This is a genomic window from Mesorhizobium sp. WSM4308, from assembly GCF_002294905.1.
Taxonomy (GTDB): Bacteria; Pseudomonadota; Alphaproteobacteria; order Rhizobiales; family Rhizobiaceae; genus Mesorhizobium.
In genome coordinates this window covers 284,571-297,930 of record NZ_NSFW01000002.1, presented here as the reverse complement: position 1 = coordinate 297,930, position 13,360 = coordinate 284,571, and the positions used below count along the sequence as shown (strand labels likewise).

The window sequence follows — 13,360 nt, the reverse complement described above, 5'->3', positions numbered from 1 at the left end:
GAGCTTCCCTATATCAGCTGAATCTTATCAATCTGTTATGGGGAGCCGGCGGCGTTTCGAGCCGCCGGGTTCGAAGAGCCAGATCGTTAGCTTCCGCCTTCCACGCGGACCGCCCCTCAAGTCCCCGCCGTATAGGCCGCGATCGCGGCCATGTTGACGATGTCCGAATCCTTGGCATTCAGCGAGACGATCTGCACCGGTTTGTTCAGGCCGACCAGCAGCGGGCCGATCACTGTCGAGCCGCCGAGTTCCTGCAACATCTTGGTGGAGATCGAGGCCGAGTGGAAGGCCGGCATGATCAGCACATTGGCCGGGCCGGTGAGGCGGATGAACGGGTATTGCGCCATCGCCCGGGCATTCAGCGCGACATCGGCGGCCATTTCGCCGTCATATTCGAAATCGACGCGGCGCTTGTCGAGGATGCGCACGGCCTCCTGGACACGCTCGGACCGCTCTCCTTGCGGGTGGCCGAAGGTGGAATAGGCGAGCATGGCGAGCCTCGGCTCATAGCCCATGCGGCGGGCGAAGCCTGCCGCCTCCTCGGCGATGTCGGCGATCTGCTCGGCATTGGGCATGTCGTGCACGGCGGTGTCGGCAACGAGGACGGTTTTACCTCGCGCCAGCACGATCGAGACGCCGATGACGCGGTGGCCGGGCTTGGCGTCGATGACGCGGCGGATGTCGTCGAGCGCGGTGGAATAGTTACGGGTGACGCCGGTGACGATGCCGTCGGCGTCGCCCAGCGCCACCATACAGGCGGCGAAATGGTTGCGGTCGTTGTTGATCAGCCGCTGGCAATCGCGGAACAGGAAACCTTTGCGCTGCATGCGCTCGTAGAGATAGTCGGTGTAGATGCCGTTGCGACGCGACAGCCTTGCATTGATGATCTCGATGCCTTGCTTGTTGAGGTCGATGCCGGCGTGCTTGGCGTTTTCCTTGATGACATCGTCGCGGCCAAGCAGGATGGCGGTGCCGAGGCGCTGGTTCACATAGGAGACGGCGGCGCGCATCACCTGCTCCTCCTCGCCCTCGGCGAAGACGATGCGCTTGGGCTGGCGGCGCACGCGGTCGTAGATGCGCTGCAGGGTAGAGGCGATCGGGTCGCGGCGAGCCGACAGTTCCTGCGCATAGCGGTCGAGATCGAGGATCGGCTTGCGGGCGACGCCCGACTCCATCGCCGCCTTGGCCACCGCTAGCGGAATGGCCGAGATCAGCCGCGGGTCGAACGGCACCGGAATGATGTAGTTGGGGCCGAATCTCGGCCGGTTGCCCTGATAGGCGGCGGCGACGTCGTCGGGCACGTCCTGGCGCGCCAACTCAGCGAGCGCGCGGGCCGCGGCGATCTTCATGTCGTCATTGATGGTGGTGGCCCGCACATCCAGCGCGCCGCGGAAGATGTAGGGGAAGCCGAGCACGTTGTTGACCTGGTTCGGATAGTCCGAACGGCCCGTCGCCATGATGGCGTCGGTGCGGATCTCGGCCACTTCCTCCGGGGTGATTTCCGGGTCGGGGTTGGCCATGGCGAAGATGATCGGGTTCTTGCCCATCGACTGCACCATGGCGGTGGTCAGCGCCCCCTTGGCCGAGAGGCCGAGGAAGACGTCGGCGCCGTCGAGCGCCTCGGCAAGGCTGCGTGCCTCGGTCTTGACCGCATGCGCCGATTTCCACTGGTTCATGCCTTCGGTGCGGCCCTGGAAGACCACGCCCTTGGTGTCGCACAGGATGATGTTTTCGGGCGCGAAGCCCATCGCTTTCATCAGCTCGATGCAGGCGATGCCGGCGGCACCCGCACCGTTGCAGACCATCTTCGTGGTCTTCATGTCGCGGCCGGTGATCTCCAGCGCGTTGATCAGCCCGGCGGACGAGATGATGGCGGTGCCGTGCTGGTCGTCGTGGAAGACCGGGATGTCCATCAGTTCGCGCAGGCGCTGCTCGATGATGAAGCATTCCGGCGCCTTGATGTCTTCCAGGTTGATGCCGCCGAAGGAGGGTCCGAGGAAGCGCACGCAGTTGATGAACTCGTCGGCATCCTCGGTGTCGACCTCGAGATCGATGGAATCGACATCGGCGAAGCGCTTGAACAGCACCGCCTTGCCTTCCATCACCGGCTTGGAGGCCAGCGCGCCGAGATTGCCGAGGCCAAGGATGGCGGTGCCGTTGGAGATGACGGCCACCATGTTGCCGCGCGTCGTGTAGTCGAAGGCGCGGCTGGGGTCCTCGGCGATGGCGCGTACCGGCACGGCGACGCCCGGCGAATAGGCGAGGCTCAGATCGCGCTGCGTCGTCATCGGCTTGGTGGCGACGATCTCCAGCTTGCCGGGCCGGCCCATCGCGTGAAATTCGAGCGCTTCCTGCGCGCTGACGGACGGACCGTTGTTCTCGGTTTTCCTGGCCATGATGCTTTTCGATTTCCTCGCCGGTACAGCACCTCCTTGAAGCGGGTGCTTTGTTTCGGTCCGAATTAAGACCACGCGCCGCCGCGTGTAAACCGCCAGCGCGCGGGAATCGCAGGCCGACGGGCAATTGCCTGCAAACCATCGCCTCGGTCTTCCCCTGCTTTTCGAAGCCCCGGCATTAAACCCGGCCACCACATCTGCTAGCGTGCCGCGCCATGAACATGCACATAGCCAATGAGCCCGACGCCCCCGAGGTGATGACGCCGCCCCAGCCCGGCACGGCCGCCGTCACGCCGATGATGGAGCAGTTCATCGAGATCAAGGCGGCGAACCCGGATTCGCTCTTGTTCTACCGCATGGGCGATTTCTACGAACTGTTCTTCGACGACGCCGAAAAGGCGAGCCGGGCGCTGGGCATCGTCCTGACCAAGCGCGGCAAGCACCAGGGCCACGATATCCCGATGTGCGGCGTGCCGGTGCATGCTGCCGACGACTATCTGCAGAAGCTGATCGGCCAGGGATTCCGCGTCGCCGTCTGCGAGCAGATCGAAGATCCGGCCGAAGCGAAGAAGCGCGGCTCCAAATCGGTGGTGCGCCGCGACGTGGTGCGGCTGGTGACGCCGGGCACCATCACCGAGGACAAATTGCTGGCGCCGTCGGAATCGAGCTTCCTGATGGCGCTGGGGCGGGTGAAGGGCGGCAGCGACCATGCCTTCGCAATTGCCTGGATCGACATCTCGACCGGCGCCTTCCGCGTTGCCGAGACCACCGCCGACCGGCTGCTGGCCGACGTCTTCCGCGTCGATCCGCGCGAGCTGATCGTCGCCGAGCCGGTGTTCCATGATCCCGAGCTGAGGCCGGTGTTCGACGTGCTTGGCCGCATCGCCAACCCGCAGCCGCCATCGCTGTTTGATTCGGCCTCGGCCACCGGGCGCATCGCCCGCTTCTTCGAGGTGGCGACGCCGGACAGCTTTGGTACGTTTTCGCGCGCCGAACTGTCGGCGATCTCCGGCGCCATCGCCTATGTCGAGAAGACGCAGAAAGCCGAGCGCCCGCCTTTGTCGCGGCCCGAGCGCGAGGAGCAGGGCTCGACCCTGTTCATCGATCCGGCGACGCGCGGCAATCTCGAGCTCTTACGCACGCTGTCGGGCAGTCGCGAGGGCTCGCTGTTCAAGGCGATCGACCGCACGGTGACCGGCGGCGGCGCAAGGCTGCTCGCCGACCGGCTGATGGCGCCGCTGACCGACCCGGCGGCGATCGGCGCGCGCCTGGATTCGGTGTCGTTCTTCCGCTCCGAAACGCGGTTGTGCCAGGCGGTGCGGACGAGCCTGAAAAGCGTCGCCGACATGCCGCGCGCGCTGTCGCGGCTGGCGCTCAACCGCGGCGGCCCGCGCGACCTCGGCGCACTGCGCGCCGGTTTCGAGGCGGCCGGCGCCATCGTCGAAATCTTCGCCGCGACCGCCCTGCCCCAGGAACTGGCGGAGGCGATGGCCGCCATCCAGGCGCTGCCGCAGGCGCTTGCCCAGCATCTGACCCAGGCGCTCGGCGAGGAATTGCCGCTGCTCAAACGCGACGGCGGCTTCCTGCGCGGCGGCTATCACCCGGAACTCGACGAGATGCGGGCGCTGCGCGACGAATCGCGAAAAGTGATCGCCGGGCTGGAGCGCTCGCTGATCGAGGAGACCGGCATCCGTTCGCTGAAAATCCGGCACAACAACGTGCTGGGTTACTACATCGAGGTGACCGCCAATCACCACGCGGTCATGACCGGCAGCGATGGCGCCAAAGCGCGCTTCATCCACCGCCAGACCATGGCCAATGCCATGCGCTTCACCACGACGGAGCTTGCCGAACTCGAGACCAAGATCGCCAACGCCGCAGACCGGGCGCTCAGCATCGAGCTGGCAGCGTTCGATGCGCTGACGGCGCAAGCCGTCGGCGAGGCGGAAAAGATCCGTGCCGGCGCCGATGCGCTGGCAGCGATCGATGTCTCGGCGGCACTTGCGTTGCTTTCGGAAAGCGAAGCCTGGTGCCGGCCGGTGGTGGATTCGAGCCTTGCCTTCGAGATATCAGGTGGCCGTCATCCGGTGGTCGAGCAGGCCTTGCGCCGTTCGGGCGAGGGACCGTTCGTCGCCAATGATTGCGACCTGTCGCCGGAAGGGAACGGCAAGAACGGCGCGATCTGGCTGCTGACCGGCCCCAACATGGGCGGTAAATCGACGTTTCTGCGGCAAAACGCGCTGATCGCCATCTTGGCCCAGACCGGCTCCTTCGTGCCGGCGGCATCGGCCCATATTGGCGTCGTCGACCGGCTGTTCTCGCGCGTCGGCGCTTCGGACGATCTGGCGCGCGGCCGCTCGACCTTCATGGTCGAGATGGTCGAGACGGCGGCGATCCTCAACCAGGCCGGCGAACGAGCGCTGGTGATCCTCGACGAGATCGGCCGCGGCACCGCCACCTTCGACGGCCTGTCGATCGCATGGGCGGCAGTGGAATATCTGCATGAGAAGAACCGCTGCCGGGCGATCTTCGCCACCCATTTCCACGAAATGACCTCGCTGGCCGGCAAGCTGGCGCGGCTCCACAACGTCACCATGCGGGTCAAGGAATGGGAAGGCGACGTCGTCTTCCTGCACGAGGTCGGCAAGGGTGCCGCCGACCGCTCCTACGGCGTCCAGGTGGCACGGCTCGCCGGCCTGCCGGAAGCGGTGGTCGACCGGGCCAAGCAGGTGCTGCACCAACTGGAGGAAGGCGAGGTTTCCGGCAAGACCAACCGGCTGGTCGACGACCTGCCGCTGTTTTCCGTGGCGGTGAAGCGGGAGGCGCCGAAGCCGGTGAAGAGCGACGCGCTCGGCGCCGCCCTCGGCGAGATCAATCCGGACGAGATGACCCCAAGGGAAGCGCTGGAAGCGCTTTACCGGCTGAAGGGACTGGCGGGGAAGTAGTCAGATCATCTCCAGGCCGCGCCTGCGTGTTGGCGGCGGAAAGGCGCGGTCGAGGTCGGCGAGATCCTCGCCCGTAAGCTTGATGTCGAGCGCCGCGAAATTCTGGCGGACGTGCTCCTGGCTGCTGGCCTTCGGAATAGCGATGACGCCCTCCTGATGCATCACCCAGGCCAGGGCGATTTGTGCCGCGGTCGCATTGCGGCGGGCGGCGACGGCATCGAGCCTGGCATTGCGCGCCAGCGCGCCCTGCTCGACCGGCGAATAGGCCATCAGGGGAATGCCGCGCCTGCGGCTCCAGGGCGCCAGATCGAATTCGGGGCCGCGCCGGACCAGATTGTAAAGCACCTGGTTGGTCTGGACGTTGCCGCCATCGGGCAAGCCGGCCAAGTCCTCCATGTCCTCCGTGTCGAAATTGCTGACGCCCCAATGGCGGATCTTGCCGGCCTTCTTCAAGGCCTCGAAGGCCTCGACCGTCTCGGCCAAAGGCACACTGCCCGGCCAATGCAGGAGGTAGAGATCGATGCGGTCGGTGCGCAGGCGCTTGAGGCTGTTCTCGCAGGCGCGTTGCACGCCCGCGCGCGAAGCGTTCGACGGCAGAACCTTCGAGACCACGAAGACCTCGGCGCGGCGCCCGGCAATGGCTTGCGCCACCACTTCCTCGGCGCCGCCGCTGGCATACATTTCGGCGGTGTCGATCAGCGTGAGGCCAAGGTCGAGGCCGAGTTTGAGAGCGTCGACCTCATCGGCACGGCGGCGCGAATCCTCACCCATCTTCCACGTGCCCTGGCCGAGCACCTGAACGGCTTCGCCAGAGGGCAACGTGGTGGTTCTGATGGTCGATGGCATGGCAGGCTCCGTTCGAGGCTAAATCGCATCACAGGGCGGGCGAGAAAATCCAGAGGCGTTTCTCGCCCAAATCTCACCGTCGCGAAAGGCTCACTTGACCGGATGCGCGGCGAGCCAGTCCTGCATCTGCTTGATCTCGGCTTCCTGCGCGGCGATGACGCCTTCGGCGAGCTTGCGGATTTCCGGGTCCTTGCCGTTGGCGAGCTCGACCTTGGCCATGTCGATGGCGCCCTGGTGGTGCGGGATCATGCCGCGGACGAAATCGACATCGGCATTGCCGGTGTATTGCGACGCCATCATGTCGGCATGCATCTTGTCCATCGCCGTCTTGTAGCCTTCGGTCGAAGGGCCGGTCGCGCCCATCGACATGCCAGCCATGTCGTGTTTCATCTCTTCGCTCCGCGCCGGAACGCTTTCGAGGAAGACGGCGAGCAGCATTCCGGCCGCCATCAGCAAAAGCACGAGTTTCTTGGCCAAGGTCATTCATGGTCTCCTGTTGCTTTGGTTCGGTATCTGGGGGTTTCGTATTTGGGGGTTTGCATCAGAGTTTCAACGTCCGCAGCCGCAATGCGTTGGCAATGACCGAGACGGAGGACAGGCTCATCGCCGCCGCCGCCAGCATCGGCGACAAGAGCATGCCGGTGAGCGGATAGAGCACGCCCGCGGCGACCGGCACGCCAAGCACATTGTAGAGAAAGGCGAAGAACAGGTTCTGGCGGATGTTGCCGATCGTCGCCTGGGCCAAGGTGCGGGCGCGGACGATGCCGTTGAGGTCGCCCTTGACCAAAGTGATGCCGGCGCTTTCTACAGCGACATCGGCGCCGGTGCCCATGGCGATGCCGACATCGGCGCTGGCCAAGGCCGGCGCATCGTTGACGCCGTCGCCAGCCATGGCGACACCGGCGCCCCTGCCGCGCAGTTCCTCGACCAGGGCTGCCTTCTGTTCCGGCAACAGGCCGGCGCGAACCTCGTCGATGCCGAGGCTTTTGGCGATTGCGTTGGCCGTGCGCTCATTGTCGCCGGTCGCCATGATGATCCTGAGGCCGCTGTCATGCAGCGCCTTGATCGCCTCGGCGGTGGTCGCCTTGATGGGATCGGCGACGGCGACGATGCCGGCCAGCCTGCCGCCGACAGCGACGAACATCGCCGTCTTGCCGCCGCCCTGCAGCGCTTCTGCGCTGGACGCAAGGAAAGAGACATCGACGCCGAGATCGCCCATCATCGCGGCATTGCCGAGCGCCATGGCCTTGCCCGACACCGTGCCGGAAACACCCTTGCCGGTAACCGCCTCGAAATCGCCGGCGTCGGTGACGGTCGCTCCGCGCGCCGCGGCGCCCTCGACGATGGCCTCGGCCAGCGGATGTTCCGAGCCCTTCTCCAGGCTCGCGGCGTGCCCCAGCAAATCGTCTTCGGAAAAGCCGTCTGCCGCGATGACATCCGTCAGTTTCGGCCTGCCCTCGGTCAGCGTGCCGGTCTTGTCGACGATCAGCGTGTCGACGGAGGCGAAGCGTTCGAGCGCGGCGGCTTCCTTGATCAGCACGCCGGCATGCGCGCCGCGCCCGGTGGCGGTCATGATCGACATCGGCGTGGCGAGGCCAAGCGCACAGGGACAGGCGATGATCAGCACCGAGACCGCCGAGACGATGGCGAAGATCAGGCTGGGCTCCGGACCGAAGACGGCCCAGGCGATGAAGGCCACGACGGCGACAAGGACGACGGCCGGGACAAAGTAGAAGGAAACGCGGTCGGCCAATCCCTGGATCGGCGCGCGCGAGCGCTGTGCCTTGGCGACGAGTTCGACAATGCGCGCCAGCGTGGTCTCGGCGCCGATCCGTTCGGCGCGCATGATCAGCGAACCCTGCCTGTTGAGCGTGCCGCCGGTGAGAGCATCGCCCTCGGCCTTTTCGACCGGCAGCGGCTCGCCCGTGATCATCGATTCGTCGATGGAGGAGCGGCCTTCGAGCACCGTGCCGTCGACCGGCACCGCATCACCGGGCCGGATGCGCAGGCGATCGCCAGCCTTGACGCTGTCCAGCGGCACATCGGTCTCGGAACCGTCTTCGGCCATACGCCGCGCGGTCTTCGGCGCCAGATCGAGCAAGGCGCGGATTGCCGAGCCGGTCTTTTCGCGGGCACGCAGTTCCAGCACCTGGCCGAGGAAAACCAGCGCGACAATGACGGCGGCGGCCTCGAAATAGACCGGCACAGCCCCGCCATGGCCGCGGAACTGATGCGGGAAGATGTCGGGAAACAGGGTGGCGACGACGCTGTAGAGGTAGGCCGCGCCGACGCCCAGCGAAATCAGCGTCCACATGTTGGGGCTGCGGTTGAGGACAGACTCCCAGCCACGGTGGAAGAAGGGAAAAGCGGCCCAGAGCACCACCGGGCTTGCCAGGAGCAATTCTATCCAGACCTTTGTGCGATCATCGACCCAGCTTTCGAACGACACACCAATCATCGGCGCCATCGCGACGATCAGAAGCGGGATCGACAGGAGCGCGCTGACCCAGAACCGCCTGGTGAAATCGACCAGTTCGGGATTTGGCCCCTCATCGCCCGATGGCACGCCCATCGGCTCAAGCGCCATGCCGCAGATCGGGCAGGAGCCGGGCTTGTCGCGGACGATTTGGGGATGCATCGGGCAGGTATACTGCGTGCCCTTGGGCGCGGGCGGCGGTGCCGGCCTGTCGCCGAGATAGGTCTGCGGTGCCGCCTCGAATTTCGCCTTGCAGCCGGCGGAACAGAAATAGAAGCCCTGGCCTTCATGGCGCACGAAGTGCCTGGCTGTGGCACGGTCGACGCTCATGCCACAGAAGGGGTCGGTGGCCGTGAGGTATTGTTCCGGCTCGGCCTGGAATTTCGAACGGCAGCGCTCGCTGCAGAAATGATAGAGGCGGCCGCCATGCTCCGATGTCGGCTTGCCGGCGGCTGGATCCACGGTCATGCCGCAGACCGGATCGCGCAGAACGGCTGGCGCATCGGCACCGTTCGGCGCGCAACAGCTGCCGTGCGGGCCATGTGCGTGGTGATCGCCGCGATGGTCATGGTCTGGGTGCGTCATTCCAAAATGCCTCTATGCCTCTGCCTGATTGCGGAGGTAGTGCTTCCAGTAACTGGAAGGTCAAGGGCTGTTCCGATTTTTTCGTTTCCAGCCCGGCATTGGCCGCTCGCCCCGTTACCGGCGGCTGCATCATGTCGAGGCAAATGGCACGCGACGTCCTCGACGCCACCGCACCGGCCTGCGCGTAGCCGATGATCTCGTCTTCAATCCGGCGTTCCCGACATCGGGCGCAATCTCCCGAGAAATCAGGCTGGCCTTGAGAGCTTGGCTCTCTGTTGGCTCTCCCCTTGCGGCATGATATCCACGCCGGAAAAGATCAACAAACCGTAGCGTCACCCGTGCTAGAAGGCTCCCGCGGTGATTGGCGGTTCGCGCCGGTTCCGTGGAAGCAAGGGTTTCGAAAAAATAACTCGTGAAAATGAAGCGTCTGGTCATCAACCTCGATCGATCTCCCGAGCGGCTTGCTCACATGTCGAGGGAATTCGCTCGCATCGGCATTGGGTTCGAGCGGGTCGCGGGGATCGATGGCAAGCAACATCCCGACCTGATGCTGCAGCCGCAGCACGCAATACACGCCACCCGGCCGCTCTCCGGCAGTGAAATCGCCTGCCTGCACAGTCATCGAGCCTGCTGGACGATCATTGCACAGGACGGGGCCCCATACGGCGCCGTGTTCGAGGACGACATGGTCTTCTCCAGTAAGGCCGGGGCGTTGCTGGGCGATACGAGTTGGGTGCCGGCGGACGCCGATGTCGTGAAGCTCGAGACGTTCTTCTCCAGAACCGTGATCCAGAGGAGAAGGACCCCTGCCGGGCATGGTTTTTCCATGTTCCGTCTCCGCAAGGGCCATCCGGGGGCGGGCGGTTATCTGCTCTCGCGGCGAACGGCACGCGATTTTCTGCAGGCAACGGCGCAGGCCAACATTGCTGTCGATGATCTCATCTTCAACCCCATCATGTCGGCCGGCAAGACCATCTACCAACTTGTTCCGGCGCTCTGCGCACAGGATCAATTCGTCGACGGAAGGCTGGCGAGCCTGCTTGACCAGGAACGCGATGCCGCGCGGACCGCGAGCGGGCTTATGGCAAGGCAGAGGAAGCCGATGGCCGTGAGAATCAGCAGAGAGGCCGGGCGAACCGCACGGTGGATCGCCGATTTCTGCAGATTCCGGCAACGGATCGTCGTTCCCCTCGATCCGGTCGAGGCATCGGACTAGGTCGCTTGCCGGGCCACCAGCAGGCCCCATACCCAGCGCCGCGAAAACACGCTATAGACGCCGCCCAAATGGCAAGGCCGACTGATACCTATGGCGAAAATCTCCTTGAAGCTCGACGAACTGATCGACGGCGAAGCCTTGCGCCGCGAGATGACCGCGCTGACGACGGCCACGGCGGGTGATGGTTCGGGACCCGCCGCCCGCGCCGGCGTGCTGCAGCTTCTCAAGGCCCGGCTCGCCGAAGGCCGAAGGATTGCCGAGGCCATGCTGAAGCAGGATGGCGGCGGCAATGCCTGCGCCGAGCGATTGTCGCATCTGATGGATGAGCTGATCCGGGCGCTTTACGATTTCGCCGCGACGCATGTGTACCGCGTGAAGAACCGTTCGTCGGCCGAACGCATGGCCGTCGTGGCGGTCGGCGGCTATGGCCGCGGCACGCTGGCGCCGGGATCCGACATCGATCTTCTGTTCCTCTTGCCCTACAAGCAGACGCCATGGGGCGAGCAGACCGTCGAATACATGCTCTACATGCTGTGGGATCTCGGCTTGAAGGTCGGCCACGCCACCCGCAACATCGATGAGTGCCTGCGGCTGTCGCGCACCGACATCACCATCCGCACCTCGATCCTCGAAGCGCGCTTCCTGTGGGGCGAACGCAAGCTCTATGACGAGCTGATGGTGCGCTTCGACCACGAGGTGGTGCGCACGACCGGCCCCGAATATGTCCAGGCCAAACTTGCCGAACGTGACGATCGCCATGCCAAGGCCGGCGAAAGCCGCTATCTGGTCGAACCCAACGTCAAGGATGGCAAGGGCGGCCTGCGCGACCTGCAGACGCTGTTCTGGATCGGCAAGTATTTCTACCGCGTGCGCACCGGCGAGGAACTGGTCGAAAAGGGCGTCTTCACCGAGGCCGAGTACCGCGAGTTCCAGAAGGCCGAGGACTTCCTGTGGGCGGTGCGCTGCCACATGCATTTCCTCACAGGCAAGGCCGAGGAGCGGCTGCATTTCGACATCCAGCGCGAGATCGCCGAGCGGCTCGGCTACACCACCCATCCCGGCCTGTCGGCGGTCGAGCGCTTCATGAAGCACTATTTCCTCGTCGCCAAGGATGTCGGCGACCTGACCCGCATCTTCTGCGCGGCGCTCGAGGAGGAACAAGCCAAGCACGTTCCCGGCTTCAACCGCATCTTCCTCACCTTCCAGCGCCGCAAGCGCAAGCTTGCCGGCACTTCCGATTTCATTGTCGACAACCACCGCATCAACATCGCCGACGACCAGGTGTTCGAGCGCGATCCGGTCAACCTGCTCAGGCTGTTCTGGTTCGCCGACAAGCACGGGCTGGAATTCCATCCCGATGCGCTGAAACTGCTCACCCGCTCGCTCGGCCTGGTCAACAAATCGCTGCGGCGCGACGAAGAGGCCAACCGGCTGTTCCTCGACATATTGACCTCGGACCGCAATGCCGAACTCAATCTGCGGCGCATGAACGAGGCCGGGCTGCTCGGCAGGCTGATCCCCGATTTCGGCAAGATCGTCGCCATGATGCAGTTCTCAATGTACCACCACTACACCGTCGACGAGCACCTGATCCGCTGCATCGGCGTGCTGGCCGAGATCGAGCGCGGCGATGGCGAAAAGGTACATCCGCTGTCGCATTCGCTGATGCCCGGCCTCAAGAAGAGCCGCGAGGCGCTTTATGTCGCCGTCTTGCTGCACGACATCGCCAAGGGCAGGCCGGAAGATCATTCCGAGGCCGGCGCCCGCATCGCACGGCGCATCTGCCCGCATATGGGGATGTCGGTGGCGGACACGGAAACCGTCGCCTGGCTGGTCGAGAACCACCTCGTCATGTCGATGACGGCGCAGACCCGCGACCTCAACGACCGCAAGACCATCGAGGATTTCGCCTCGATCGTGCAGTCGGTCGAGCGGCTGAAGCTGCTGTTGGTCCTCACCGTCTGCGACATCAGGGGTGTCGGGCCGGGTGTGTGGAACGGCTGGAAGGGCCAGTTGCTGCGCACGCTCTATTACGAGACAGAACTGCTGCTGACCGGCGGTTTTTCGGAAGTGTCGCGCGCCAAGCGCACGGCGGCGGCGCGCGAACGCCTGGCCGAGGCGCTCGCCGACTGGTCCGGCAAGGACCGCAAGCGCTATGTCGGGCTGCATTACGAGAACTACCTGCTGACCGTCGACCTGCCGGATCAGCTGCGCCACGCCGAATTCGTCCGCGAGGCCGACGCCGCCGGCAAGAAGCTCGCCACCATGGTCAAGACCCACCAGTTCGAGGCGGTGACCGAAATCACCGTGCTGGCGCAGGACCATCCCCGTCTCCTCTCGGTCATTGCCGGGGCATGCGTCGGCGCCGGCGGCAATATCGTCGACGCGCAGATCTTCACCACCGCCGACGGCCGCGCGCTCGACACCATCCTGATTTCGAGGGAATTCGACCGTGACGAGGACGAACGCCGGCGCGCCGAGCGTGTCGGCCGGCTGATCGAGGACGTGCTGTCGGGCAAGAGCTGGCTGCCGGAGATGATCGAGAAGCGCACCAAGCCAAAGCGCGGCGCCAAGGTGTTCAAGATCCCGCCACGCGCCGAAATCCGCAATACGCTTTCGAACCGGTTTTCGGTCATCGAGGTCGAGGGGCTCGACCGCCCGGGCCTGCTGTCGGAGATCACCGGCACGCTGTCCGACCTGTCGCTCGACATCGCATCGGCACACATCACCACGTTCGGCGAAAAGGTCATCGACACCTTCTATGTCACGGACCTCACCGGCCAGAAGATCGACAGCCCGACCCGCATCGCCACCATCCGCAACCGGCTGACGACAACGCTCGAAGGCATCTCGCCCGAACGCGGCGGCAAGGCCAAGGCGGCCGCCGAGTGACTGC

Annotated in this window: 7 protein-coding genes; 3 read left to right on the top strand and 4 right to left on the bottom strand. The window is 65.0% G+C overall.

Annotation, left to right across the window (positions count from 1 at the left end; all coding sequences use genetic code 11):
- Positions 1-116: 116 nt before the first annotated feature.
- Entirely contained in the window at positions 117-2,396 is a 2,280-nt protein-coding gene (locus tag CK227_RS04250) for an NADP-dependent malic enzyme (protein WP_095771688.1), read from the bottom strand.
- A 215-nt stretch (positions 2,397-2,611) separates the two neighbouring features.
- Between CK227_RS04250 and mutS the strand changes: the two genes are divergently transcribed.
- Complete coding sequence (gene mutS, locus CK227_RS04245) at positions 2,612-5,341, top strand: DNA mismatch repair protein MutS (RefSeq protein ID WP_095771687.1); 2,730 nt, start codon at positions 2,612-2,614, stop codon at positions 5,339-5,341.
- Here mutS and CK227_RS04240 read toward each other — a convergent pair whose 3' ends face one another.
- The 3 genes from CK227_RS04240 to CK227_RS04230 all read right to left on the bottom strand — a co-directional run bounded on the left by CK227_RS04240 (position 5,342) and on the right by CK227_RS04230 (position 9,248).
- Positions 5,342-6,187, bottom strand: coding sequence for an aldo/keto reductase (locus CK227_RS04240; RefSeq protein WP_095771686.1), 846 nt, complete (start codon positions 6,185-6,187; stop codon positions 5,342-5,344).
- 90 nt (positions 6,188-6,277) lie between these two features.
- Complete coding sequence (locus CK227_RS04235) at positions 6,278-6,670, bottom strand: DUF305 domain-containing protein (protein WP_095771685.1); 393 nt, start codon at positions 6,668-6,670, stop codon at positions 6,278-6,280.
- A 58-nt stretch (positions 6,671-6,728) separates the two neighbouring features.
- The gene (locus CK227_RS04230) at positions 6,729-9,248 is read right to left on the bottom strand and encodes a heavy metal translocating P-type ATPase (RefSeq protein WP_095771684.1); all 2,520 of its coding nucleotides are present in this window, start codon (positions 9,246-9,248) and stop codon (positions 6,729-6,731) included.
- A gap of 418 nt (positions 9,249-9,666) precedes the next feature.
- Between CK227_RS04230 and CK227_RS04225 the strand changes: the two genes are divergently transcribed.
- Positions 9,667-10,464, top strand: a complete 798-nt coding sequence (locus tag CK227_RS04225; RefSeq protein ID WP_095771683.1) for a glycosyltransferase family 25 protein — start codon at positions 9,667-9,669, stop codon at positions 10,462-10,464.
- 90 nt (positions 10,465-10,554) lie between these two features.
- Positions 10,555-13,356 carry a [protein-PII] uridylyltransferase gene (locus CK227_RS04220; RefSeq protein WP_095771682.1) on the top strand — a complete coding sequence of 934 codons (2,802 nt, stop codon included), beginning with the start codon at positions 10,555-10,557 and terminating at the stop codon, positions 13,354-13,356.
- Positions 13,357-13,360: the final 4 nt, after the last annotated feature.